The sequence below is a fragment of the Candidatus Rickettsiella isopodorum genome, from assembly GCF_001881495.1.
GTDB classification, from domain to species: Bacteria; Pseudomonadota; Gammaproteobacteria; order Diplorickettsiales; family Diplorickettsiaceae; genus Aquirickettsiella; species Aquirickettsiella isopodorum.
Genome location: NZ_LUKY01000032.1, coordinates 245,430 through 270,116 on the forward strand (window position 1 = coordinate 245,430; position 24,687 = coordinate 270,116).

Here is a 24,687-nt window from a genome sequence, read left to right on the forward strand (position 1 = left end):
GTTAGAAATAATCTCACTATTTTTAAAAAACTCAAAAATAAAATCTACACTTCATTGAGAAAATTAAAAAAAAATAAACTTTCCTAAAAACATGACTTCAAAAACAATCTTTAACCCGCTATAGTAACATTTTATTCAGTATCCACATGGGAATGACTTTTTTTCAACGTCTTGGTCGTTTTTTGCTCGGAAAACCCCGAAACCCTTTAAATCCTAACGCGCAACGCAATATCGCATTGGTGGCTTTTTTAGCCTGGGTGGGCCTAGGTGCGGACGGATTATCTTCTTCTTCTTATGGTCCTGAAGAAGCATTTATTGCTTTAGGACCGCATTACAGTTCTTTAGGTCTGTATATTTCCATTGCTACCATACTCACCGTTTTTATCATTGCACTGGCTTATAATCAAGTCATTACCTTATTTCCTAGTGGTGGTGGTGGTTATAAAGTGGCCACACAATTATTGGGTCCCCACGCAGGATTGGTTTCCGGTGCAGCACTCATCGTCGATTATGTCTTAACCATTACCATCTCCGTCGCCAGCGGTATCGATGCTTTATTTAGTTTATTACCTCATTATTTTCTAAATTATAAAATGTTGACAGCTGCTGCTGTCATCATCCTATTAATTACACTTAATTTACGCGGTATGAAAGAATCGATTAAGGTTTTAATGCCCATTTTTTTAGGTTTTATCGCCACACACTTTTTTTTAATTATTTATGGCGTCATTGCGCATAAAAGTAATTTACCCAGTGTGTTTTCAGATACCTTAAGTAACACACTCAAAATGTCAGAGCAAACCGGTTGGTTATTTATTATTGCTTTATTATTACGCGCTTACTCATTAGGAAGCGGAACTTACACCGGAATCGAAGCCGTCTCCAACAATGTGAATCGACTGACGGAACCCCGCGTGCAAACCGGCAAGTGGACCATGTTTTATATGGCGCTTTCTTTAAGTTTTACTGCGGGTGGAATTATTTTGCTGTATTTGTTATGGCATGCGCATCCCGTTTATGGTCAAACCTTAAATGCAGTCGTATTTCATAAAATTTTAGGTGATTCTGCCTTAGGAAAGGTGATGTTAACTGTCACCTTATTGATGGAAGCAGGCCTGTTATTAGTCGGTGCGAATACCGGCTTTTTAGCAGGTCCCAGTGTGTTAGCGAATATGTCAATCGATAGTTGGTTACCTAATCGTTTCCGCCATCTTTCGAGTCGTTTAGTCACACAAAATGGTGTCATTGTGTTTGGTATTGCTGCGTTACTCATATTGTGGTTGAGTGGGGGGCGAGTTTCTTGGTTAGTCATTCTTTATAGTATGAATGTGTTCTTAACCTTTTCACTCTCTATTTTAGGTCTATGTGTTTATTGGATCACCCATCGAAGTAATGCATCCCCAAACTGGGTAGGTCGATTATTTTTTTCAGCTTTTGCATTTCTAGTAACCTTTAGCATATTGATCATCACTCTGATATCAAAATTTACATTCGGTGGCTGGGTAACGGTGCTAATCACAAGTTTTGTTATTTTAATTTGTCTATTAGTCAAAAAACATTACACCATGGTCTTCAATAAATTACATGATATTGACCTATTGATGACTAGCACACCCTTAAAAACACCGACTGTGGCCAAACCCTTACAGCCTAAAGAAGCCACGGCTGTCATTATGGTAGGGAAACATCGTGGTATCGGTTTGCACAATCTGTTATGGATACTACGTATGTTCCCGAATCATTTTAAAAATTTTGTGTTTGTTACGATCGGGATCGTCGACGTAGAAAGTTTTAGTGCCAAAAAAGAATTGACTACGATGCAAAAAGATACGAATGAGATGTTGGATTATTTTGTCACTTATTGCCAGGAACAAGGCTTAGCAGCAAAAGGTTTTTCAGCTTATGGCACCGATCCGACAGAAAAATTAACGATTCTCTCTAAAAAAATTATAAAAGAATTTCCACATTCAATCTTTTTCGCCAGCAAATTGATTTTTAGTAAAGATAACTGGATAACTCGCTTATTGCATAATGAAACAGCGATCATGCTACAACGACGTTTACACTTATTAGGCGTACAACTGGTTATTTTACCCATGAAAATAGATTAACATGATAAAAAAATCTGCTCCGGAAAAAACTCCAGCCAGCATCTTGCAGCAAGATCCAGAAAGCGTGTTAGCGTTTATTCAAAAAAAAGTACAGCAATTAACAAAACTAAATCAGATCTGGCAAGCTGAAATTTCTAACGATCTAGAAGAACATACGCGTATTGCTAATTTTCGTGACGGTTATTTAATTGTCGAGTGTGATAGTGCGGCCTGGGCTACCCGTTTACGTTATATATTGCCTGATATAACTCAAAAATTACTTAAACATCCGGATTTGCGCGATTTAACCCATATTGAATGGAATATCCAGCCTCTGTTTCACACGCCAAACGCACAATTAAGCCTGCTGCCTCCTCTGCTATCCAGTGCTAGTGTAGCATTACTGAAAAATGCTGCAGGTAATATACACGTTAAACCTTTACAAGAAGCTCTATTACGCATCGCAAAGCATGAAAAATAACATTGTCGGCGCACAGAATGTAATTGGATAAACTATATAAAACCTGCTATTTTGCATCGTGACTACTGATAAGATTATCATAGGGAACTAAGTGTTTTTTATAAAGTTTGGTTAACCCCTCTCCATTATCCCGCCAATCACGTTGTAATTCAGCCGAGAGCGCAAACCAACCCATAGGAATAGCTCCAGCGTGTATCATACGGCTAAGCGCCGCATCACGTATCGACTTATTCAATGTTCCTGAAGCATCTACCACGATATAAACGTTATATCCTTCACTTAATGCGGCTAATGCGGGAAATGCTACACAAACATCCGTTACGATGCCTGCGATAATCAGTTTTTTTCGACCCGTTGCTTTGACCGCTTTTACAAAATCTTCATTATCCCAAGCATTGATTTGCCCAGGTCTAGGAATAAAAGGAGCATTCGGAAATTCCTTTTTTAATTCAGGTAAGAGTGGTCCATTAGGACCTTTTTCAAAACTCGTTGTTAATACAACTGGTAAATTATATAACTTACCGATAGCCGCTAAAGCTAAAATATTATTTTTGAATTCATCATATTGATAATCTCTAGCTATCTGCATCAAGCCAGTTTGATGATCGATCATTAATAATGCTGCGTTTTCTTTAGACAAGCGATTATCACCTACTTGTCTTTTGGCACACATATTTGCATTGTTCATTTAATCCTCCATGATTAAGATAGTTTATTATAAGCATTAATTAGGTAAATAACTATCCTATATAAAGCTTATAAACTTCCCTCTTCTTCCGACCATCCCGCTTTCACCTTGACCCAAAGCTCTAAATAAACTTTTTTACCAAAACACGTTTCCATATCCATTCTAGCTTCGGTGCCAATTTTTTTAAGCAACTCGCCATTTTTACCGATAATAATAGCTTTCTGACTGGATCGCTCTGTCCAAATAATCGCAGAAATTTTAATGATTTTTTTTTGTTCAACAAATTGTTCGATACTAACTGTTAACCAATAAGGTAATTCTTCGTATAAACTACGCATTAATTTTTCGCGAATAAATTCTGCGGCTAAAAAACGCTGGCTACGATCCGTATATTGATCCGGCGGATAAATAAATTCAGCGATCGGTAATGCTTCGGCGATCACTTTTTCTAATTCCTCAATATTTTTTCCTTTTTGCGCTGAAACAGGAACAACGGCTAAAAAAGGCATTTTTTCATAACAGGATTGCAAAAAAGGAAGTAAACGACTCTTATCTTTTATTTTATCTATTTTATTAACAATTAATATCACCGGCTGTTCTTGTTGCTTTAAGCGTTCTAAAATTGCATCCTCTTCTGCAGTCCAACGATTGGCTTCGACAACAAAGCCAATGATATCAACATCGATTAAAGCATTTATCGCTGATCGGACCATTGCTCGACTTAATCGACGTTGCGTGTTTTGATGGATACCCGGCGTATCGATATAAATGGACTGTGTCTGTGTGTCGGTTTTAATCCCTAAAATTTGATGGCGAGTCGTTTGTGGTTTAGATGAAGTAATCGTTAATTTTTCACCTAGAATTTTATTCAGCAAAGTAGATTTACCGACATTGGGACGCCCAATAATGGCGACGCTACCACAATGACTTGCTAGATTTTTCATAGTTATACACTCTTCGCATTTGAATTTTTGTCTGTGTTACCGTTCAACTCGCCAATCCTCATGGTGATTGTAGACACGTCGATGGCGGCATAGTCGCGGCACTTTGCCAAAATTCCAATGACTGGGAGTCTGCGTAGTTATTTCAAGCTTTATAAATTGATTCTAATTCCTCTAAAATTTTTTCTGCCGCTTTTTGTTCAGCACGGCGCCGACTACTTCCTATGCCTATCGCTTTATTAGGTAACCCATGTAGATGACATTCTACTTTAAAGGATTGTTGATGAGCGGGCCCTTCTAAAGCGAGTATGGTGTACACGGGTAACGCTAATTTTTTTGCTTGTAAATATTCTTGTAAACGAGTTTTAGGATCTTTAAGATCAGGAATAGTTTCGACGTTTTCCAAACGATTTTCATACCAACGCAGAATGCAGGTCTCACAGGCCTGAAAACCACCATCGAGATAAATAGCACCCACGACGGCTTCCATGCCATCAGCTAAAATAGATTTACGTTGCGCGCCACCGGTTTTTAATTCTCCCGCACCTAGGCGTAAATATTTTCCTAATTCGAATTCTTGTGCAAGATCGGTGAGAGTTTCACCGCGCACCAAATTAGCACGCAAGCGACTTAACTCGCCTTCGCGCGCTTTAATATTTTGACGAAATAAAGCCGCGGCTATAACAAAATTAAGTACTGCGTCTCCTAAATATTCTAATCGTTCATTATTTTTATTGCCGAGAAAACTACGGTGGCTCAGTGCATCTTCCAATAGCTCAGAATTTTTAAATCGATAATTTAACTTTTCACATAAGATTTCTATTTCTGCTCTCACTATTGCCTCTTAAAATAAAAAATCTTATTTAATGGATACGCATACCCAAGCGATCCCAACGAACTCGGTGTTGTTCGTTATCCCAACTAAAAAATACCCACATGGCCTTTCCTATGAGATTTTTTTCAGGAACAAAACCCCAATAACGGCTGTCTAAACTATTATCTCGGTTATCACCCATAACAAAATAATTACCGGGTGGCACATGAACTGAAAAATCTGTTGATGATTGATCAGGACGTAGATAAATATCATGTTGAACACCTAATAAATTTTCCCGTTTCAACAATACCGGCCATTTTTCATTCAAGCCATCTCGATCCGTTTTCTCTCCCAATAAAGTTTGTGGAGCAAGCTGGCCATTAATGGTTAATACTTTATCCTTATAGGTAATAACGTCACCCGGTAAACCGATTACGCGTTTGATGAAATAAATTGATGGATCTTTCGGCCATAAAAAAACCACAATATCGCCCCGTTTAGGTTCACCGATGGGAATAATTTTTTTATGAAGTACCGGTAAGCGTATGCCATAACTAAATTTATTTGCAACAATAAAATCACCGATCAATAAATCAGGTTTTTCAGAACCGGAAGGAATGCGGAACGGTTCAGCCAAGAAAGATCGTAATAATAAAACTAAGAGTAAAATAGGAAAAAAAGAACGTGCATATTCAATTAACATCGAAGGATGAGCAATTTTTTTTCGCTGTCGAATAGGCGCAAAAATCAGTCTATCTATTAAAGCAATGGCACCCGAAATGATGACCGCCATCGTTAAAAAAAATTCAAAATTAAAACTCATCATAGTCACTCTATATAGGATTATTTCTTCTCTAATTGCAAGACAGCTAAAAAGGCCTGTTGCGGTATCTCTACGCGACCAACTTGCTTCATGCGCTTTTTACCCGCTTTTTGTTTTTCTAATAATTTTTTCTTACGTGAAACATCTCCTCCATAACATTTAGCGATGACATTTTTACGTAACGCCTTAACCGTTTCTCGTGCAATAATATGGCCACCTATCGCGGCTTGTAGTGCCACCTCAAACATCTGGCGCGGAATAAGCTCTCTAAGCCTAGCTACCAATTGACGGCCCCGATATTGCGATTGACTACGGTGTACCACTAAAGCAAGGGCATCGACTTTATCACCATTAATTAGAATATCCAACTTGACTAAATCCGCTTCTTGAAAACGGATAAACTGATAATCCAGTGAAGCATAACCCCGGCTTAAAGATTTTAAACGGTCGAAAAAGTCTAAAACCACTTCACTCATCGGCAATTCATAAGCGATAGAAACCTGTTTGCCTGTATAAAGTAACTTGGTTTGTATGCCACGACGCTCGTTACAAAGTGTGATCACTGCCCCTAAATAGGTTTGTGGCACGAGTATATTCGCCAAAACGATGGGTTCACGCATCACAGCCATTAAATTGGCAACCGGTAAATCAGCCGGATTATCCACATGTAGCGTTTCTCCCCGCGTGGTTACTATCTCATAAACAACGGTAGGGGCGGTAGTAATTAAATCGAGATCGTATTCTCGTTCTAAGCGCTCTTGGACTACCTCCATATGCAACAAACCAAGAAAACCACAACGAAAACCAAATCCTAATGCTTCGGAAGTTTCAGGTTCATAAAATAGTGATGAATCGTTTAAACTGAGTTTTTCCAACGCTTCGCGAAAATCGGTAAACTCTTCGGTATTGACTGGAAATAAGCCCGCGAATACCTGAGGATGGACCCGTTTAAAACCGGGTAAAGGTGCGCCGGCTGGCTTCGAGGTATGAGTTAAGGTATCGCCGACCGGTGCACCATGGATATCTTTAACACCTGCAATAACAAAACCGACTTCACCGGCACTGAGTGTCTCCATTTCTTGTCGTTTAGGCGTAAAAATCCCACATTTATCAATAAGGTAACTGCGTCCCGTGGACATCACTTGGATCTTGTCTCCTACTTTAAGCCTGCCATTTTTTATGCGTACTAAAGAAACGATGCCTAAATAGGTATCAAACCAAGAATCGATAATCAAGGCTTGTAAGGGTTGCTGTAAATCACCTACGGGTGGAGGAATAACGTGTATGAGCCTTTCTAGGAGTTCTAAAATACCTATCCCTTGTTTTGCACTTACTCTAACCGCCTCTTGAGCCGGTATGCCAATGATCTCTTCAATTTCTTGGATGACGTTTTCTGGATCGGCTTGTGGTAAATCAATTTTATTTAATACCGGTAAAACTTCTAAGCCTTGTTCAACCGCCGTATAACAAACCGCAACGGTTTGTGCTTCGACACCTTGAGCGGCATCGACGACTAACAACGCTCCTTCACAAGCCGCTAAAGAACGTGATACCTCATAAGAAAAATCCACATGTCCTGGCGTATCAATAAAATTTAACTGATAGCGTTGGCCGTCCCGAGCGGTATAATACAAGGTAACGCTTTGCGCTTTGATAGTGATGCCACGTTCGCGTTCTAGATCCATAGAGTCCAGTACTTGTTCGGACATTTCTCTCGCCGACAACCCTCCGCAAACTTGTATTAACCTATCGGCCAAAGTCGATTTTCCATGATCAATATGGGCAATAATAGAAAAGTTACGAATATTCTGCATGATAATATTGTATCGCCTTAAACTATTTAAAATGTCGTTTTTTTACTGGATAAAGCGAAAGAGTATAACGGATTTATACTCACAGCAATTGGATTTTTGGCAAGGCGCCGAGAAAATGAGCAACCGGAGTATATTAATAGATACATGAGGATTGCGAATTGAACGGCAACACAGTCAAAAATTCAAGTGCGAAGAGTCTATCTTTATTTTTGTAAACGTTGTTGTAACCATTGTGTTATATCCATAATTTCTTGTGGACAAACGCTATGACCTATTGGGTAACGATTAAACTGTACAGGATAAGCTAATTTTTTTAAACACTCGTAAGAAAATTCGCCTAATGCTGGTGCGACCACGTTATCTTCATCACCATGAGCCATAAAAATAGGAGTTGTTTTATTCGCGTCACTCGCTTCTTTTTCTAAAAAATGATGTAAGGGTAAGTAGGTCGATAAGGCCAAAACCCCCGCCAAAGCATGTGGATAACGTAAAGCCGTGTACAAAGCCATTGCGCCACCTTGAGAAAAACCTGCTAAAACAATCCGATTGGCAGGAATACCTCGCGCCATTTCTTTTTGCATCAACTCAAATAAGCTTTGCGCAGCAGCACGAATACCCGCCTCATCTTCAGGCGAGCCAAATGTTAGGCCATGGATATCATACCAAGCTGGCATTTTCACTCCACCATTTAAACTAATTGGTCTCACCGGCGCATGCGGAAAAACAAAACGAAAGCCTGTGCTTAAGGCCACTGCTCTAGCCATATTGGCTGAATCGTGACCACTGGCTCCGAGTCCATGTAAACAAATGATGCTAGCTGAAGGAGATTGGATCGGATTAAACTCTAAATAATCTAATGGCCTTGGGTTTTCCATTGTGAACCTCATAAAAATTAAGACTGTTTTTTACTATATTGCTTCCGAATTGCTTCCGAAGAAAAATCACTTATATTTTCAGTATATACCGCTCCCTAATATTTTTAAATTTTCCCCTTTGTGTTAAAAACGAGCAATTTTACTTAAAATTTTTGGCGTCAACTCCACCTAGGCAGGATTGTAAAATCTTAGCACAATAGAATTGATGGATTATTTTTAACCGCTCGCAATTTCAATTGCGAATACTATATACTAGGAGTTTCAAGGTTTCACAATAGCGCTTTATGAAGTTTTCATTAATCCTTGGCTGGCTCTTATACTTTAGGGTAAAAAAATTTTTTAGATGCTATTCGGCTGATAATAAATTAAATTTCTAGACCCATTAACTTTTAACTTTATGCGAACAAAACACTGCTGGTACACTCTTTATTTAAGTATTGTAGTTTTAGCCGGGTGTGGACAAATGGGTCCTTTATATTTACCCGATCAAAAACCACCCGTTTATATCCCTCATCATTTTGCTAAGCCTGCACCCTAATGTCTTTTCATTATTCAAATCAGGTTTTACATGCAGAAGCGATCCCTATCACACACTTATTAGCTAAATATGGTACGCCTTGTTATATCTACTCGAAAGCTAGCTTACATCGCCAATGGTGTAGGTTTAAACAGTTATTCCAAAACCCGCAGCAAATCTGTTATGCCGTAAAGGCTAATTCTAATCTTTCTATTTTAGCTATTTTAGCCAAATGGGGGGCCGGCTTTGACATTGTGTCTGGCGGAGAACTTGCTCGTGTCCTGCTAGCAGGAGGAAACGCAAAACAAACTGTATTTTCTGGTGTCGGTAAAACCAGCGAGGAAATCAAGACTGCTTTACGAGCAAATATTGGCTGCCTCAACGTTGAATCACCCTCTGAATTACTCAGAATCGAAGCGCTTGCAAAAAATTTGCGTCTACTGGCTCCGATTGCCTTGCGTATCAATCCCAATATAGATGCTAAAACCCACCCTTATATAACAACCGGTTTAAAAGGTACTAAGTTTGGTCTAAGCGAAGAAGATGCCTTATCACTCTATCGCTTAGCCGCACAATCTCAACATTTAAAGATTCAGGGTATTAGCTGTCACTTAGGTTCACAACTCACAACACTCGATCCTTTTTTACAAGCAATGGAGCAATTGTTAAATCTTGCCGAACAATTAGAGAAAGAAAATATCCTATTAAAAACTATTAATTTAGGCGGTGGCTTAGGTGTTGCGTATCAATCAGAAAATGTTCCCAGCCCTGAAGAATATTGCCAGAAAATTTTAGCTTTACTGAAAAAAAGAAACTCTAAACTTCATTTAATCATCGAGCCCGGCCGCGTAATTACCGCACAAGCAGGTATACTTGTCACCAAGGTTGAATACCTTAAATCGAATAGGGATAAAAACTTTGCTATAGTCGATGCAGGCATGAATGATCTCATCCGGCCTGCTCTTTATCATGCGGAACAAAACATATTACCCATCATGCAACATAGCGATAGGCCCAAAAAAAATTATGATATCGTCGGTCCTATTTGTGAAAGTAGTGACTTTCTCGGTAAAAACCGTCGACTGGCACTACAAGCTGATGATTATTTAGCAATTATGGATAGTGGTGCCTATGGTTTTTCTATGAGTTCCAACTATAATTCTAGACCGAGAGCCACCGAGATTATGGTTGATAAAGATCAAGTCTTTTTAATTCGCTCACGCGAAACCTTAGAGCAATTATGGGCAAATGAAACGATAATCTCCGCATCCAATTAAAAACCTAAAGCAAATCCAATGAAAACTGAATTTACTAAGATGCATTTATTAGGGAATGACTTTGTTGTTGTCGATGCCCTACAACAAAATTTTAAGCCCAATGGTAAATTGATAAGGCTCTGGGCCAATCGACACCGTGGTATTGGTTTTGATCAGCTATTGTTAATCGAAAAGCCTCGATCCAAATCCAAGCATTTTTATTATCGCATCTTTAATTCCGACGGCAATGAAGTCGCTCAATGTGGTAATGGCGCTTTATGTGTTGCAAAGTTTTTATTAGAAAAAAAACTTTGTATGGAAAATCCCATCCATCTGATGACCATGAATAATCCCTTGGAACTCAACATGGAAGCAAGTGGTAAAGTCACTGCCAATTTAGGTCTCCCGATTTTTAATCCAGAAAAAATTCCTTTTATCAGCCTGTCTGCACCACCCATTCATCCTATCGAAACACCTTTTGGGCGCTTTGATTGTTGTGTTTTATCTTTAGGCAATCCACACTGTGTGATTCAAGTCAATTGTTTAGATAAAGCACCGCTAGAAGACTTAGGCACCTATCTTAATCAGCATCCCTACCCTTATTTTCCGCAAGGGTGTAACGTCGAGTTTATGAAAATTCGGGATCCAAAACAAATCGATCTCCGTATTTATGAACGTGGTGCTGGAGAAACTCAAGCCTGTGGCAGTGGTGCCTGTGCTGCAGTCATTGCTGGACGTTTATTAAATCGGCTCACTAAAAAAGTTAATGTCAATTTACCGGGCGGCCTTCTCACAGTAAGGTGGGAAGGTGAAAATTCTCCTGTCTTTTTACGCGGAACCCCTGTCAAAATATTTAGTGGTGTTATCGATTAACCCACATTGGGTCCCAGCATTTTTTTAGGGTCAACCGCTTTATCGAATTCTTCCCCTTTGAGATAACCCAAAGACAAACAGGCTGCACGTAAACTCGTTTCTTCATGTAGCGCTTTATGCGCAATTTTAGCGGCTTTATCATAACCAATAATAGGATTTAAAGCTGTCACTAACATCAGTGAATTTTCTAGAAAATGCTTAATTTTAGCTTGGTTGGCTTTTAAGCCTTTAACACAGTAGTTAGTAAAGGATTGGCACGCACTACTCAATAAATCGACCGATTGTAAAAAATTATAAATCATCACAGGCTTATAGACATTTAATTCGAAATTACCTTGACTACCTGCTAAGGTGATCGCCGTATCATTGGCCATCACTTGTACGCATATCATGGTCATGGCTTCACATTGGGTAGGATTCACTTTACCCGGCATAATCGAAGAACCCGGTTCGTTTTCAGGTAAAATGAGTTCACCTAAACCCGAACGCGGACCCGAACCTAACCAACGAATATCATTGGCTATTTTCATTAAAGCACAAGCTAAGGTTTTGAGCGCTCCGCTAGCAAAGACTAACGCGTCATGAGCAGCCAATGCCGAAAATTTATTTTTCGCTGAAACGAAAGGTAATTTAGTTTCTTCAGCAATGATTTTTGCAGTTAATTCGGCAAATTTTGGATGTGTATTCAAGCCTGTACCCACTGCTGTACCGCCAATTGCCAACTGATAAAGCCCTGGTAAGGTTTGTTCGATATTCGCTAATATCGATTCCAATTGATCGACATACGCTGAAAACTCTTGGCCTAAGGTTAAGGGTACCGCATCTTGTAAGTGCGTACGTCCAATTTTAATAATATCCTTAAATTCATGAACTTTTTCAATCAATGCTGCATATAATGTCTGCACAGCTGGAATTAATTGTCTAACAATAGCCAGTACAGCAGCGATATACATCGCGGTAGGAAAGGTATCGTTAGAGGACTGGGATTTATTAACATGGTCGTTAGGGTGAACCGGATTTTTACTGCCACGCTCTCCCCCGGCTAATTCTATGGCACGATTGGCAATTACTTCATTCACATTCATATTCGTTTGTGTGCCACTACCCGTTTGCCAAACGCGTAAAGGAAATTCAGCATCAAGCTGTCCAGACTTTACTTCTTCGGCCACTTGGATAATTAAATCAGCTTTGTCCTTTGTTAATAAACCTAATTCCAAATTGGCTTTAGCAGTCGCTTTTTTCAAAATGCCAAACGCATGAATGACCGCCAACGGCATCGCTTCGTGACCTATGGCGAAGTGATGCAAACTCCGTTGTGTTTGAGAACCCCAATAGTGATGCGCTGGAACTTCAATCGGCCCCATACTATCGGTTTCAATACGCGTATTTTTTGTATTTTCTGACATACCACCCCTATAAACAAATTAGTTCAGCAAATTTAAAGTGAGTTTGCCAACAAAGTATAAAGACTCTATTTACCATTGGCTAGTTTTAAGCTAAGCCACCCAAACTTAATGAGCAACACTAGTCTAAATCACTGGCAATTTAGAGGTTGCGCCCGCTTGTTCATACACACATTTCGGCACTAAATAACCGGGTAACCTCTCGCGCAATGCAGTCATGAGCTGTTTAGCTTTTGTTCGAGACACCTCAAAATGTGCAGCCCCCTGCACTTTATCTAATAAATGCAAATAATAAGGGAGAATCCCACAGACAAATAAACGTTGACTCAAATTAACTAAAGCTTCAACATTATCGTTGATACCTTTTAATAACACGGTTTGATTTAATACCGTAATTTTTTGTTGACGTAATTTGCTCATCGCATGTTGCACCGAATCATCTAATTCATTAGCATGATTACTATGCGTAACCAATACCGGTTGCAAACGTGTTGCAGTAAACCCATTTAAAAACTCAGGGGTAATACGCTCGGGTAAGACAATCGGTAAACGAGAATGGATGCGTAAAATCTTTACATGCGTTATATTCGCCAGATCATTGGCACATTGTTTCAAATAGTGATCATTAGCCAATAAAGGATCGCCGCCACTGAAAATAACTTCACTGATTGAAGTATCCGCTTGGATATACGCTAAAATAGCCTGCCATGCCTTGCCACCCGGAATATTCTCTGTGTAAGGAAAATGACGGCGAAAACAATATCGACAATTTATTGCGCAGGCCCCTGTCATCGTTAGCAGCACTCTGCCATGATACTTATGTAATAACCCAGGCAATGGATTAATGGCATGCTCGTGCAAAGGATCACGACTAAATCCTTCCGCCGTTATTTCCTCTGCAGCTAAAGGAAGTACTTGTTGTAAAAGCGGATCAGCTGGATTGCCTTTTTCCATCCTTGCCACAAAATTTTCCGGAACGCGTAAAGGAAATAATTTTGCTGCTCGCTGTGCGTCGGATAACAAGCTAGAATTTAATTCTAATTTGTCAAGCAATTCTGCCGGATCGGTAATTACTGCTTTAAGTAAGCATTGCCAATTTTTTTGCATAAGAAATTTTTATTTAGATTAGAAACACTTCATCCTATCAAGCAGTAATAACGCTTTTTAGTTTTTATGGGCACACAACCATGGTCCCATTTAATATGCAAACGACATTGCTTAAATTAATATTGGGACCGGATGCCAATGTAGTGCTCATCCCACCTGATACAGATAGCGTACCACTATTCATAGTTATACTGCCGCCACCTGTAGTCAATAAACCCTCTGTTGTTGAAGCGGGGTCATTGTTTCTTACATCAAGATTACTACGATTCATTGTCACAGAACCACTCTGGGATAGAACTCCTATAGTAACAATATTACCCACTAATCCAACCACATTTATCTGGCTATCATTAACCTGCGCATTAGAATTTGTTGCATCAATTCCAGCAGGAGCAGTAGCGCTATTAACATTAATAACACTTGATTGCATTAGTAAGGAAGCATTATTAAGTTCAATAGCAAACTCACTGGAATTAATAATTGAATTTTCCAGTGTTACACTGCCACCGCTCGCAATACTCATTCCGGTTTCATAAGTAGTATTAGCACCACCAATGACACTATTGCTTATCAATACATTGTTCGCCCCAGAAACATTAATGCCTATATCGGATACCGCTGTATTGACTAAAATAACACCATCTAAAGTATTATTACCTAACAGATTAAAAGCCCCATTAAAAGTAGAACGTGCTGCACCCGTTGCAGGGGCTGAATAGTTGGCTGTTCTGGAAAAAACACTTTGACCATTATTTAACGTTAGAGCCGTATTTACACCCGCTGCGGCCGGATAAGCTCCTCCATTAAAATAAAAGTCAGTATTTGGCAATAAAATATTTAATGTATTAACGCCGGTTTGACTAAAGTCCGTCGGCCCGCAAGGATTTTCAAAGGTACAGTTAGCTAAGGTTAATCCTACTCCACCCCCATTCGGCGTTCCCGTTTGACTAAAGAAAGCAATACTATCACTGACCAATACACGACTACTACCGCCACCTATTCCATATAATAACGTTTTACTCGGTATCCCAGCAGAACCATGACCTAAATTGGCTAAATAGCGTTCCACCGGATCCGTTAAACGTTCGGATAGACCTGGATCCGTCCAATGTTTTCTTACTCCTCCAAAACTAATTCCTACACCACCCACTACGTGATTATGTTGATAATTATCGTAACTATAATTCGCAAATACTCGGATATTGTCATTAACCCAATATTCCATGCCCGCCGCACCACCACACACATTATCGGCATTGGCTATGCCAAAAAAATAAGCTCCCAAATAACCCTTTAAGGGCACAGTACGAAAGAGTTGATAACCCACTCTTGCATCCATACCATTACCCACTTGTTGAATGGCATTCGCATCGTTAAACACGCTATTTCTTATCTCCGTATGACCTGTAAAAACTGTGTTCACGACATTGAATCTTCTTATGCCTAATTCATTACTACGTCCTGCCACAGGAATATACGCATTAATCCGTGCATCCCAACGACTTCCCATCACTTCTAAACCTGGATTCGTTATCCAAAATCCACTGCTATTTTCAGCACATGTATGCCCTGCAAAAAGATACCAGCCTAATATCGCCGACTCATTTTTAATCCAGCGATAACCTAAACCCACATCACCATACCATTGCTGATCACTGCCGTACGCGCCTTGTGGATTCACATACAAATTATGTTGTCGATCTCCATCCAAAGAAATCATCAAATCCGCCTGACCTACCGTATACACACCCGTAGATGCATTCGCTGAAAATCGTGGCGGTAAGAGTTCTCGTGCTTGAACATTCGATATAAAAAAAATAGAGAAAAGTATAAAATAAAAAGCATGACTCTTTAACATCAATCCCTTTCCTTGTCCCAAATATTCTTAATAAAAATCGAACTTATGACAATGCGTTACTTTGAGGAATTTATTTTTAATACTTAAATGGGTGTAATTCGCTAAACTCTATTAGACAAAAAAATTAATATAATTATTTAGGCTTTCCATACGGGTATCAAATTATACCTTACTAAAGATAGTATGCACTAAAACGACTAATCTTGCATACCTTGTGAAGGAAGCATTACGTGAGGAAGTGGTTGATTAAGACTCGCTAAATCGTCAGGGGGAATATTAAGCAAGTGTAATGCATTATTCATCACATGGGAAAAAATAGGTCCTGCCGTATAACCGCCATAATATAAGCGACCTTTTGGATCATGCAACACAACTGCAACGACAAGACGTGGGTGGCTCGCAGGAGCAATGCCAATAAAAATACTATTATAACGATGTTTTTCATAACCATGCACACCGACTATACGCACAGTACCGGTTTTACCGGTCACTCTATAGCCTGGAACGCGTGCTAAGGGTGCTGTTCCACCTTTAGTCAGTACGGACTCTAACATATCCAACACTTCTCTACTAATAGTCTTATCTAGCACCCGTTGTCCCGATGGAGCATCACCTTGAATTTTAAGAAAAGTCACCGGAACTTTAACACCCCCATCCGCTAACACGGCATAAGCTTGTGCCAACTGCAAAGCAGTCACTGAAATTCCATAACCAAACGACAAGGTCGCTAATACAAAAGGATTCCATACTTTAAAATTGGGTAAACTACCGGTTCGCTCACCCGGGAAACCACTTTGCGTAATTTGACCAAAACCCACTGTATTTAAAGTATTCCATAAATTTTCCGCGGGTAGTGAAAGAATTAATTTTGACATACCCATGTTGCTAGAAATCTGTAATATCTTGGTTAAATCCATGACACCATTATTACGTTCATCCATAATACGTTTACCGGCAACGATCATCCAACCAGGCGATGTATCGATTTGACTACTAGGAGTAAATCGACTACTGGCTAACACGCTCGCCATACTAAAGCTTTTAATGGTAGATCCCGGCTCAAACAAATCGGTTAATGCACGATTACGCGTATGGCCGTCCTGTGTTGTAAGCCTGTCATTAGGATTATAAGAGGGCCAGTTTGCCATTGCTAAAATTTCACCCGTTTTAACATCAAGTACAACGACCGATCCAGAATCCGCTTGATATCGTTCGATTCCTGTCTTAAGCTCTCTAAAAGCCGCATATTGGATGCGTTTATCTATACTTAATTGTAATTGATGTCCTGGTCTGGGTTGACGGATTGATCGTATATCCGCTACAACATGCCCTAATCGATCTTTAATCACTTTCTTTAAACCGGATTGACCTTCTAGCCAATTATTATAAGCGAGTTCTAAACCTTCTTGCCCTTTATCATCCACATTCGTTAAACCCACCACATGTGCCATCACCGGTCCTTCTGGATAATAACGATGATATTCATTTTGTAAAAAAAGGCCGGGTATTTTTAGATCCTTGATTTGCTTGGCTAAACTGGGATTTAAACCACGCTTTAAATAAACAAATTCTTTAAATTGACCATGTAACCCTATTTCATGAATAGTTTGAGGATTGATGTGTAAAAAATGACTGAGTAAAGAAAGTTGTTGTCTATTCGGCTTAAAATAAGCAGGATCTATCCAAATAGCATCTACCGGAGTACTGATCGCTAAAGGTTCACCACGGCGATCCAAAATCATACCGCGATGTGCAGGAATAGTTAACGTACGCACTGTTCTTGCATTCCCTTGGTTACGTAAGAATTGGCGATTAACAATCGTTAAATTGATAAGTCGTCCAATTAAACCTAAGGCGACGATCAACAATATAAAAACCACTATCATCAAACGCCATTGGTAGGTCGAAGCAATAGGAGTACGTTTGTTTTTTTTGACGCGACGACGCTGCATGAAAACTAAACCTCTTGCTAAACCAAATTAAGAGCTTGAGTCCGAGGCAAGCAAGTCAAAAACCAAAATTATCTTGAGAAATAAATATTCTAAATTCTTTTCACAGAATAAAATCAAGTCGACAAGACCCTTTATAAAAAGATCGAATAGCATTTTTAAACAGACTTCGTTAATAAAACCGTGTTTTTCATTTCAGGAATTCGCATTCCTAATTCTTGTTGCGCTAAAGTTTGTATTCTCACTGGCGCCACCCAAGTATTTTCTTCGAGTAATAATTGGCTCCATTCTGTTTTTAAATGATCGTAATCTTGCTGACTTGCTTGTAACTGACTATATAAATTACGCTGTACGGTTTTTATATAAATCACTGAGAGTGCTGAAGACAATACGGCAAGTATTAATAAAATGAGTCCTAACATCTTTAAGGAAATGACCCAACTTTGCCCTCGCTCCCAAGTTAAAGAACTTTGTGTTAAAGCACGTGCTGCCATATTCATGATATTTTCTCCGCAATTCGTAACACAGCGCTACGCGATCGTGGATTCGCTTTAATCGCATACGCATCCGGTTTAATCCTGCGACCTAAATTTTTTAATTTAGGCTCCCATTTAGCTGGCATGAAAGGTAGCTTTTTTAACTCCACCGCTTCATGAGTATGCTGGCGAATAAACCGTTTTACGATTCGATCTTCTAACGAATGGAAGCTAATAACCAATAAACGTCCACCTATCTTCAACACTTCCAAACTTTGTTCTAAGCAGACTTTTAAATCTTCCAACTCATTATTAATTCGAATGCGTATTGCTTGAAAGGTTTGTGTAGCAGGATGTTTATGCCTCTCCCAACGAGGGTGAGCTAATTTCACTACATTCGCTAAATGAACCGTCGTTGCGATAGGTCTTAATTTCCGTTCTTCTCCTATTGCTCGAGCAATACGTTTTGCATAACGTTCTTCGCCATAATCCTTTAATACTTGTGCAATTTCCTTCTCTTGTGCACAGGCTAGCCATTCTGCTGCGCTGATTCCTGTTTTTGGATCCATGCGCATATCTAATGGCCCATCTCGTAAAAAACTAAATCCTCTATCCGCTTGATCTAATTGAGGGGAAGAAACCCCTAAATCTAATAAGATTCCAGCGACCTGACGCATAATACCTTCGATTTCTGCTATGGCTTTTAGACGCTTAAATGAACCCTGATACACTTTAAAGCGCTCATCATGACCCCATTGCTGGTGTGCATAAGCCACGGCTTCAGGGTCCTTATCAATAGCAATTAATCTTCCTTTAGGTCCTAAATTCTGTAAAATTTGTCCCGCATGCCCACCACGTCCAAACGTGGCATCCATATAAATTCCATCCACATCAATGGCTAAATTTTCAACAACCTCTGCCAATAAAACCGGTTGATGCTGCTCTTGTTTTTGCATCGACAAACGCCTACAACGCTAAATTCTGTAACTCACCAGGTAACTCTTCCGGTTTAACGGTCTCTGAAATCCATTGAGTACGATAATCGTCCCATTCTCTAGCGCTCCACAATTCAATTTTTCTACCTTGACCTACGACCATAATTTCTTTTTCTAAATGTGCATAATTTCTTAACAGTGCTGGCAATAAAACTCGGCCATTGGTATCGACATCCAAATCAGTTGCATGACCTATCAGTAATCGTTGAATACGCCGCACAGCCGGATTAAAACTGGGTAAGGCCTGCAATTTTTCTTCGATGATTTCCCATTCCTGTAAAGGATAAAGCAATAAACAAGGAGACTCGGTATCGATAGTAAGTACTAGTTGAGGTTCTTTATCTGTAGGTAGTAACTGTCGATAGCGAACCGGTAACTTGATCCGGCCCTTCGCATCGAGCACTACCAAATTTATACCCCGAAACATAATTTATCCCATTTTTGCCCACATTTACCCACTTTTTGCCACTTAATTACACTATAGGAATTAGAATTGCTTCTTGTCAAGCATTAGCTGGGCTTAGATAAAATTGATGGGGAGTTTTGTGTTTAATAAGCACAAAATGAGCCGATACAGAAAAAAATTTAGCGAATTAATTACCTGAATGGTAATACTTTTTTAGAAAAAGAGAGTTAGCCGATAAGCCGGGTTCTGTCGTGGACAGTCATTCATCTAGGATATACGTCACCATACATCTCAAGCGACCTACCCGAACCTAGCGTGGGCCACGCCTAAAAGGTTCCTATTTGGTCTTGCTCCAAGTGGGGTTTGCCCTGCCATCACTGTTACCAATGATGCGGTGCGCTTTTACCACACCTTTTCACCCTTACCCAGTCTATACTCTTCACACTTGAGTTTTTGGCTGTGTTGCCGCTCAACTCGCAATGCTCATGTATTTTGGATATACATGTTGACTGCACGAACGCGGCACTTGCCAAACATCCAATTGCTGTGAGTATATAATTTCACTAAGGCGGTATATTTTCTGTGGCACTTTCCGTAGGCTTACACCTCCCAGGCATTACCTGGCACTTTGCCCGATGGAGCCCGGACTTTCCTCTGTAGAAACTACAGCGACTGTCTAGCCAACTCTACTTCAGCTTAGCGTACTATTTTTTCCCTATGCTTTGCAATACAATTAAAAAGTTTTATTCTCCTATTTATTAATGATGGTTTAATGAAAAAATTATATATAGGTTTAATGTCAGGCACGAGTATGGATGCAGTGGATGTTGCATTAGTCGATTTTTCAAATAATCAACCCAAATTACTTGCTACCTATAAATCCCCTTTACCTCATCGGTTACGTAAAGAACTCAATAAACTTTACTCTATAGATTCAATTAACATAGTAAAATTTGCTGAACTCGATCAAAAAATCGCATTAATTTCGGTGGAAGCCGTTAAAAAACTATTAGAAAAAAGTCAATGTTCTGCTAAAGATATTTTAGCGATAGGTAGCCACGGGCAAACTGTTTTTCATTATCCCCATCTTTCAAATTATCCATTTACTCTTCAGATTGGCGATCCCAATATCATTGCAGAAAAAACCGGTATTACGACCATTGCGGATTTTCGTCGACGAGATATTGCCGCCGGAGGTCAAGGAGCGCCCTTAACGCCGGCTTTTCACAACACGATTTTACGCAATAAAAAAGAAGAGACTATCGTATTAAATCTCGGTGGAATTGCCAATATCACTTATTTACCTGCTGATCTAAAAGCGACAGTTTTAGGCTTTGATACGGGTCCTGCGAATTGCCTACTCGATCAATGGATACAATATCATTGTAAACGCTGGTTTGATGACGAGGGTGCTTGGGCAGCAAGTGCCTCTTTTGACCAAGCCTTATTAAACCAATTTTTATCTGATCCTTATTTTCAACTAAAACCTCCAAAAAGTACTGGGCCCGAATATTTCAATTTCAAATGGATACAGACACAACTTGCTTTGCTAAATCAACCGCCCGCACCTGCTATAGTGCAAGCAACTCTTTGCGAACTGATTGCTGTCAGTATTTCAAAAGCTATATTAAGCTTTAAAAGTACGCATGGCGTGATTTTACTCTGTGGGGGAGGAAGTAAAAATACTTATTTAAGAAAACGCATCCAACAACATTGCCGCCACCATCCTATCTTATTAACCGATGATCGAGGAGTACCCAGTGATTGGTTAGAAGCAATGGCATTCGCATGGCTTGCAAAACAAACTTTAGAAGGCAAATCCAGTAACCTCCCCGAAGTAACCGGCGCTAAAAACGCAACCATACTCGGTGGAATTTACTTAAAAACTTAAGCAGCAAAAGAAGAACCGCAACCGCACGTGGTTTTAGCATTCGGATTACGGATAATAAACTGTTCCCCCGTTAAATCCGATTTATAATCTATTTCTGCACCGACTAGATAAGCGAGGCTCATAGGATCAACGAGTAGCTGAATGTTGATAGGACAATGATCTCCAGCATCTTCTTTAACGATAGTTTTGGTTATCACCGTATCATCGTCATTGATAGTCTCATCGAAACTAAATCCGTATTGAAAACCAGAACAACCACCACCCGTAATAAATACACGTAGTTTTAACTGAAAATTCCCTTCTTCAGTAATCAGCTCCCCTATTTTGTTGGCTGCATTTTCAGTCATAACAATCGGCTGCATTTCAAACAGAGACGTCTCTGGAGGCAAATTTTGTGTCGATGTTATTTCTGACATAAAGACCTACTCGTATGGGAATTGGGTAAAAATTATACATCATTTTGGGAGCTAGGCCTATCCTAAGCCTATCTATTCGTAGAAATAGCTGAGCCTTGAGAACATCCCTTTAAGCATTTAACTAACGCTCTGTAATTGTCTTCTCAACTGCTTAAAATCCTTAAGATTTAAACTATCCGGCAATAAAACTAAAGAAATTTTAGTTTTTTTCTTATTTAAAGCAACAAAATTTAATAGCACAAAATAGCGGGTACAAATGCTATCATCCGCCAAATGTTGCATACTCACTTCACCAAGATTATTCCTTAACTGCCAACAACCGATGCTTTGTTGCCAAAATTCAATGACAGAATGAGGATTATTTAATAAGACATGTTGGCAAAAAAGCGTCACAAAACTCATCAAACAAGCCAAACTTAACAGTAATTTAGTCCACCAGGGCCAGGGCAAAAAGCACAAGCAAGCGATAGCGCCACCATGAACCACCAGGAGTAAAATAGCTAAATAATAAGAAGATTTTAAACGATAAAAATTAGCCGCCACAACTTATCCGTTCCATTAAAGCTTGCATCGCTCTATCTGTCATGGGCTGACGCTTAATTAAATAAGAATAAAGTTCTTGATCAGAATAAGTTAACAATTGTTCAAATAGATCTTGATCATTAGGCACTAAAGTTAGATAGTTTTTATCAAAAAAAGCTTGTAAAATAAGATCTAATTCTAGCATTCCGCGCCGACATTGCCAACGTAAACGTTGTCGTTTTTCTTGCAAATTCTTCATAACGAGAAGTAATAATCTCTACCAAAAATCAAAAGTTAGTTGACTAGAATATCACGAATTTGCCGCTGACTACTATCGCCCATAATAGCATAGCCTGCGGCATGAGGAAGTTTATCCTGATAGATTTTGGAAAAATTGCTGAGATACTCAGGATTAAAAAAAATACTTTTCACACCTAAGCTAGATAAAGTCACATAATTAGCACGTAACCCTAAAGGCGTTTTTTTCAAAAAAAGTAATTCTAATTCTGGGTAAAGAGAATCCGTGTCTTGTATCGTATTTTTGTTAGTTTTTTCAACCAAAGCAAAAATATCACGGGTTTCAAGAATATCATCCCGATGATCTTCTGCAGATTGGGTCGGATGAACCACTAAAAATCCAGAATTTTCAGGCAAAAAGCTAGGATAATCTTTATTTTTAATACTGAGATCCAACACTAAGGCTCGAGTTAATGGTCGAAATCCCATAAAAAAAATTTCTTCGCTGGGAAAAAATCGAGTCAATAAAATATACGCTAAACTGGCTATCGCCACTAACAAAACCGCTATCAGTATTTTTAAGCTAGTCATTTTGGTCATTTTATTTCCCTATCATTTCGACAAAAAAGATAAAAATTAATCTAGTATACTGTTCGTATCTTGATGACTACGCGTGCAATAAGTTTATTTGGCAGGCCGATATCGTTCATCATGTTTTGCCAGTACTTGTTTGGCTTGCATAATACCCCCCGGATCCAAACTCCCTTCAACCACCACTGACTGTCCTTCACGGAACAAATCCGGTAGCACCCCTTGATATTCCACTAGCACATTATGCGACGCATCACTCACTACAAAAGAAACTAACAATTGTTGCTCATTTTGTTTCACGGTGCCTTTTTTAACTTGACCCCCTAAACGAAAAAGTCGACCTGGGGTTACGTGTCGTTCAGCGAGTTGGGTAGGTGTATAAAACAAATTAATGTTTTGTTTTAACGCATAGAGAGATAAACCAATAACGAATGCAGCCACCATTATCATGAACAAAACGAAATTTAAACGTTTTTTTTGGAGCACATTCATTGCATTTTTTTGTCCGTAGTCCTAAAAGAAATAGCGACTCTATTTCAGAGAACAACTAAGTATTAGTAATCCGTTCATTGACTTGTAACGCTGCAAAAACTTCATTGAATTGTTGAGTAACACGCAAAAAAGTGGTGCGTTTAGAAAGTTCTTTCAAACGCTGCGCACCCACATAAGTGCAGGTAGAACGTAATCCGCCTAAAATATCAAGTAGGGTATTTTCGACCTTACCTCGATAAGGAATATTAACTGAACGACCCTCACTAGCACGATAGTCATTCATCTTACCATGATGTTTATGCATCGCCTCACTTGAACTCATTCCATAAAATCGCATAAACAATTGGCCATTTTCCTCTACCTTTTCACCCGCACATTCTTCGTGACCGGCCAGCATACCCCCTAGCATAACAAAGTCTGCTCCTGCAGCAAATGCTTTAGCGACATCCCCCGGTGAAACGCAGCCACCGTCTGCACACAAATGCCCGCCTAAACCATGTACTGCATCTGCACATTCTATGATAGCGGATAATTGAGGATAGCCTACACCTGTTTTCAAACGGGTTGTACAAACAGAACCCGGACCGATACCGACTTTAACAATATCAGCTCCTGCTAAAACCAATTCTTCAGCCATTTCAGCCGTCACTACATTACCCGCGATTAATGTTTTTTTAGGATATTTTTTTCGTAATGCTCGAATACTATCAACAAAACGTTGCGTATAACCATTAGCAACATCAATGCAAATAAAAGGACTCGGTGCACTTTTAATAATTTTTGCCAGCATATCGGCATCTTCCGGTTTAATTCCTGTCGTCGGGAAACAATAAGAAGTCAGTTTAGCGTGTTGAGTAGAAAATTTTTTCCAGTCTTGTAAGCTTGCAAACTTATCAATCGCGGTAAGTAATTTATGATGTGCTAAGCTTTTCGCCATAGCAAAAGTACCCGTATGATCCATATTCGAAGCAATAATAGGAATACCTTTCCATGAAAGCCGTGAGTGCTTAAAGGTATAGTCACGAGTTAAATCCACATCGGCACGCGTTTGCAACGTGCTGCGTTTCGGCCTAATTAACACGTCTTTAAAATCTAATCTTATTTCGTGCTCAATGCGCATAGTGTAACCTCATGACTTATTGACAGACTCGCTGCATAACGCCACACAG

General features: G+C 39.4%; 25 protein-coding genes and 1 other RNA gene. 6 read left to right on the top strand and 20 right to left on the bottom strand.

From position 1 onward, the window contains the following. Positions 1–146: 146 nt before the first annotated feature. Both A1D18_RS03290 and A1D18_RS03295 read left to right on the top strand, forming a co-directional pair. Positions 147–2,111, top strand: a complete 1,965-nt coding sequence (locus tag A1D18_RS03290) for an APC family permease (protein WP_245756773.1) — start codon at positions 147–149, stop codon at positions 2,109–2,111. A 1-nt stretch (position 2,112) separates the two neighbouring features. Further along, positions 2,113–2,571 carry a DUF721 domain-containing protein gene (locus A1D18_RS03295; protein ID WP_071662394.1) on the top strand — a complete coding sequence of 153 codons (459 nt, stop codon included), beginning with the start codon at positions 2,113–2,115 and terminating at the stop codon, positions 2,569–2,571. Positions 2,572–2,617: 46 nt separating this feature from the next. On the opposite strand, the gene ycaC is transcribed toward A1D18_RS03295, so the two are convergent. From ycaC to A1D18_RS03325, 6 genes are all read right to left on the bottom strand, one after another. Continuing rightward, positions 2,618–3,259: an isochorismate family cysteine hydrolase YcaC gene (gene ycaC, locus A1D18_RS03300; RefSeq protein WP_084028710.1), complete on the bottom strand. Its 642-nt coding sequence runs from the start codon at positions 3,257–3,259 to the stop codon at positions 2,618–2,620. Between the two features lie 68 nt (positions 3,260–3,327). Continuing rightward, on the bottom strand, positions 3,328–4,203 hold the full coding sequence (era, locus tag A1D18_RS03305) for a GTPase Era (RefSeq protein ID WP_071662395.1): 876 nt from the start codon (positions 4,201–4,203) through the stop codon (positions 3,328–3,330). A gap of 142 nt (positions 4,204–4,345) precedes the next feature. Beyond that, complete coding sequence (gene rnc / locus A1D18_RS03310; RefSeq protein WP_071662396.1) at positions 4,346–5,035, bottom strand: ribonuclease III; 690 nt, start codon at positions 5,033–5,035, stop codon at positions 4,346–4,348. Positions 5,036–5,063: 28 nt separating this feature from the next. Beyond that, positions 5,064–5,840: a signal peptidase I gene (gene lepB, locus A1D18_RS03315; RefSeq protein ID WP_071662397.1), complete on the bottom strand. Its 777-nt coding sequence runs from the start codon at positions 5,838–5,840 to the stop codon at positions 5,064–5,066. A 20-nt stretch (positions 5,841–5,860) separates the two neighbouring features. Next, entirely contained in the window at positions 5,861–7,654 is a 1,794-nt protein-coding gene (gene lepA / locus A1D18_RS03320) for a translation elongation factor 4 (protein WP_071662398.1), read from the bottom strand. Positions 7,655–7,857: 203 nt separating this feature from the next. Then, a complete protein-coding gene (locus A1D18_RS03325) occupies positions 7,858–8,529 on the bottom strand; it encodes an alpha/beta hydrolase (protein ID WP_071662399.1) in 672 nt (223 codons plus the stop codon). 397 nt (positions 8,530–8,926) lie between these two features. On the opposite strand from A1D18_RS03325, the gene lptM reads away from it, so the two are divergent. From lptM to dapF, 3 genes are read left to right on the top strand one after another with little or no spacing between them, the layout of a single operon-like run. Beyond that, entirely contained in the window at positions 8,927–9,067 is a 141-nt protein-coding gene (lptM, locus tag A1D18_RS06865) for an LPS translocon maturation chaperone LptM (protein ID WP_171910812.1), read from the top strand. After that, on the top strand, positions 9,067–10,323 hold the full coding sequence (gene lysA / locus A1D18_RS03330; protein WP_071662400.1) for a diaminopimelate decarboxylase: 1,257 nt from the start codon (positions 9,067–9,069) through the stop codon (positions 10,321–10,323). The genes lptM and lysA overlap by 1 nt, the downstream gene beginning before the upstream one ends. Before the next feature lie 18 nt (positions 10,324–10,341). Then, positions 10,342–11,175 carry a diaminopimelate epimerase gene (gene dapF / locus A1D18_RS03335; RefSeq protein ID WP_071662401.1) on the top strand — a complete coding sequence of 278 codons (834 nt, stop codon included), beginning with the start codon at positions 10,342–10,344 and terminating at the stop codon, positions 11,173–11,175. On the opposite strand, the gene fumC is transcribed toward dapF, so the two are convergent. From fumC to rnpB, 8 genes are all read right to left on the bottom strand, one after another. After that, positions 11,172–12,581, bottom strand: coding sequence for a class II fumarate hydratase (gene fumC, locus A1D18_RS03340; protein WP_071662402.1), 1,410 nt, complete (start codon positions 12,579–12,581; stop codon positions 11,172–11,174). The genes dapF and fumC overlap by 4 nt on opposite strands. 123 nt (positions 12,582–12,704) lie before the next feature. Beyond that, the gene (gene epmB / locus A1D18_RS03345) at positions 12,705–13,685 is read right to left on the bottom strand and encodes an EF-P beta-lysylation protein EpmB (protein ID WP_071662403.1); all 981 of its coding nucleotides are present in this window, start codon (positions 13,683–13,685) and stop codon (positions 12,705–12,707) included. A gap of 64 nt (positions 13,686–13,749) precedes the next feature. Next, positions 13,750–15,543 carry an inverse autotransporter beta domain-containing protein gene (locus A1D18_RS03350; protein ID WP_071662404.1) on the bottom strand — a complete coding sequence of 598 codons (1,794 nt, stop codon included), beginning with the start codon at positions 15,541–15,543 and terminating at the stop codon, positions 13,750–13,752. 197 nt (positions 15,544–15,740) lie between these two features. Further along, entirely contained in the window at positions 15,741–17,495 is a 1,755-nt protein-coding gene (locus A1D18_RS03355) for a peptidoglycan D,D-transpeptidase FtsI family protein (protein ID WP_071662405.1), read from the bottom strand. Positions 17,496–17,650: 155 nt separating this feature from the next. Further along, the gene (gene ftsL, locus A1D18_RS03360) at positions 17,651–17,992 is read right to left on the bottom strand and encodes a cell division protein FtsL (protein WP_084028711.1); all 342 of its coding nucleotides are present in this window, start codon (positions 17,990–17,992) and stop codon (positions 17,651–17,653) included. Next, the gene (rsmH, locus tag A1D18_RS03365) at positions 17,989–18,924 is read right to left on the bottom strand and encodes a 16S rRNA (cytosine(1402)-N(4))-methyltransferase RsmH (RefSeq protein WP_143750421.1); all 936 of its coding nucleotides are present in this window, start codon (positions 18,922–18,924) and stop codon (positions 17,989–17,991) included. Before rsmH ends, ftsL begins: the two co-directional genes overlap by 4 nt. 10 nt (positions 18,925–18,934) lie before the next feature. Continuing rightward, complete coding sequence (gene mraZ, locus A1D18_RS03370) at positions 18,935–19,390, bottom strand: division/cell wall cluster transcriptional repressor MraZ (protein ID WP_071662407.1); 456 nt, start codon at positions 19,388–19,390, stop codon at positions 18,935–18,937. 198 nt (positions 19,391–19,588) lie between these two features. Then, an RNA gene (rnpB, locus tag A1D18_RS03375) (RNase P RNA component class A) lies at positions 19,589–20,057 on the bottom strand. A gap of 84 nt (positions 20,058–20,141) precedes the next feature. Here rnpB and A1D18_RS03380 point away from each other — a divergent pair. After that, the gene (locus tag A1D18_RS03380) at positions 20,142–21,260 is read left to right on the top strand and encodes an anhydro-N-acetylmuramic acid kinase (RefSeq protein ID WP_071662408.1); all 1,119 of its coding nucleotides are present in this window, start codon (positions 20,142–20,144) and stop codon (positions 21,258–21,260) included. Here A1D18_RS03380 and erpA read toward each other — a convergent pair. From erpA to A1D18_RS03410, 6 genes are all read right to left on the bottom strand, one after another. Further along, positions 21,257–21,622, bottom strand: coding sequence for an iron-sulfur cluster insertion protein ErpA (gene erpA / locus A1D18_RS03385; protein WP_216095021.1), 366 nt, complete (start codon positions 21,620–21,622; stop codon positions 21,257–21,259). The two genes, A1D18_RS03380 and erpA, sit on opposite strands and share 4 nt — an antisense overlap. A gap of 171 nt (positions 21,623–21,793) precedes the next feature. Beyond that, on the bottom strand, positions 21,794–22,219 hold the full coding sequence (locus tag A1D18_RS03390) for a protein YgfX (protein WP_071662410.1): 426 nt from the start codon (positions 22,217–22,219) through the stop codon (positions 21,794–21,796). After that, entirely contained in the window at positions 22,209–22,457 is a 249-nt protein-coding gene (locus tag A1D18_RS03395; protein WP_071662411.1) for an FAD assembly factor SdhE, read from the bottom strand. The genes A1D18_RS03390 and A1D18_RS03395 overlap by 11 nt, the downstream gene beginning before the upstream one ends. Before the next feature lie 35 nt (positions 22,458–22,492). Further along, positions 22,493–23,035: a hypothetical protein gene (locus tag A1D18_RS03400; RefSeq protein ID WP_071662412.1), complete on the bottom strand. Its 543-nt coding sequence runs from the start codon at positions 23,033–23,035 to the stop codon at positions 22,493–22,495. A gap of 84 nt (positions 23,036–23,119) precedes the next feature. Then, positions 23,120–23,518 (bottom strand): cytochrome c maturation protein CcmE, encoded by a 399-nt coding sequence (gene ccmE / locus A1D18_RS03405; protein WP_071662413.1) that lies wholly within the window; start codon positions 23,516–23,518, stop codon positions 23,120–23,122. Between the two features lie 55 nt (positions 23,519–23,573). After that, complete coding sequence (locus A1D18_RS03410) at positions 23,574–24,638, bottom strand: GMP reductase (protein WP_071662414.1); 1,065 nt, start codon at positions 24,636–24,638, stop codon at positions 23,574–23,576. Positions 24,639–24,687: the final 49 nt, after the last annotated feature.

What these genes read in the sequence shown, in the direction of transcription:
- A1D18_RS03290 (WP_245756773.1), top strand. Translation starts at nt 147, where the DNA reads ATGGGAATGACTTTTTTTCAACGTCTTGGTCGTTTTTTGCTCGGAAAA.
- A1D18_RS03295 (WP_071662394.1), top strand. Translation starts at nt 2,113, where the DNA reads ATGATAAAAAAATCTGCTCCGGAAAAAACTCCAGCCAGCATCTTGCAG.
- ycaC (WP_084028710.1), bottom strand. Translation starts at nt 3,259, where the DNA reads ATGAACAATGCAAATATGTGTGCCAAAAGACAAGTAGGTGATAATCGC.
- era (WP_071662395.1), bottom strand. Translation starts at nt 4,203, where the DNA reads ATGAAAAATCTAGCAAGTCATTGTGGTAGCGTCGCCATTATTGGGCGT.
- lepB (WP_071662397.1), bottom strand. Translation starts at nt 5,840, where the DNA reads ATGAGTTTTAATTTTGAATTTTTTTTAACGATGGCGGTCATCATTTCG.
- lepA (WP_071662398.1), bottom strand. Translation starts at nt 7,654, where the DNA reads ATGCAGAATATTCGTAACTTTTCTATTATTGCCCATATTGATCATGGA.
- A1D18_RS03325 (WP_071662399.1), bottom strand. Translation starts at nt 8,529, where the DNA reads ATGGAAAACCCAAGGCCATTAGATTATTTAGAGTTTAATCCGATCCAA.
- lptM (WP_171910812.1), top strand. Translation starts at nt 8,927, where the DNA reads ATGCGAACAAAACACTGCTGGTACACTCTTTATTTAAGTATTGTAGTT.
- lysA (WP_071662400.1), top strand. Translation starts at nt 9,067, where the DNA reads ATGTCTTTTCATTATTCAAATCAGGTTTTACATGCAGAAGCGATCCCT.
- dapF (WP_071662401.1), top strand. Translation starts at nt 10,342, where the DNA reads ATGAAAACTGAATTTACTAAGATGCATTTATTAGGGAATGACTTTGTT.
- fumC (WP_071662402.1), bottom strand. Translation starts at nt 12,581, where the DNA reads ATGTCAGAAAATACAAAAAATACGCGTATTGAAACCGATAGTATGGGG.
- epmB (WP_071662403.1), bottom strand. Translation starts at nt 13,685, where the DNA reads ATGCAAAAAAATTGGCAATGCTTACTTAAAGCAGTAATTACCGATCCG.
- A1D18_RS03350 (WP_071662404.1), bottom strand. Translation starts at nt 15,543, where the DNA reads ATGTTAAAGAGTCATGCTTTTTATTTTATACTTTTCTCTATTTTTTTT.
- A1D18_RS03355 (WP_071662405.1), bottom strand. Translation starts at nt 17,495, where the DNA reads ATGCAGCGTCGTCGCGTCAAAAAAAACAAACGTACTCCTATTGCTTCG.
- ftsL (WP_084028711.1), bottom strand. Translation starts at nt 17,992, where the DNA reads ATGAATATGGCAGCACGTGCTTTAACACAAAGTTCTTTAACTTGGGAG.
- rsmH (WP_143750421.1), bottom strand. Translation starts at nt 18,924, where the DNA reads ATGCAAAAACAAGAGCAGCATCAACCGGTTTTATTGGCAGAGGTTGTT.
- mraZ (WP_071662407.1), bottom strand. Translation starts at nt 19,390, where the DNA reads ATGTTTCGGGGTATAAATTTGGTAGTGCTCGATGCGAAGGGCCGGATC.
- A1D18_RS03380 (WP_071662408.1), top strand. Translation starts at nt 20,142, where the DNA reads ATGAAAAAATTATATATAGGTTTAATGTCAGGCACGAGTATGGATGCA.
- erpA (WP_216095021.1), bottom strand. Translation starts at nt 21,622, where the DNA reads ATGCAGCCGATTGTTATGACTGAAAATGCAGCCAACAAAATAGGGGAG.
- A1D18_RS03395 (WP_071662411.1), bottom strand. Translation starts at nt 22,457, where the DNA reads ATGAAGAATTTGCAAGAAAAACGACAACGTTTACGTTGGCAATGTCGG.
- A1D18_RS03400 (WP_071662412.1), bottom strand. Translation starts at nt 23,035, where the DNA reads ATGACCAAAATGACTAGCTTAAAAATACTGATAGCGGTTTTGTTAGTG.
- ccmE (WP_071662413.1), bottom strand. Translation starts at nt 23,518, where the DNA reads ATGAATGTGCTCCAAAAAAAACGTTTAAATTTCGTTTTGTTCATGATA.
- A1D18_RS03410 (WP_071662414.1), bottom strand. Translation starts at nt 24,638, where the DNA reads ATGCGCATTGAGCACGAAATAAGATTAGATTTTAAAGACGTGTTAATT.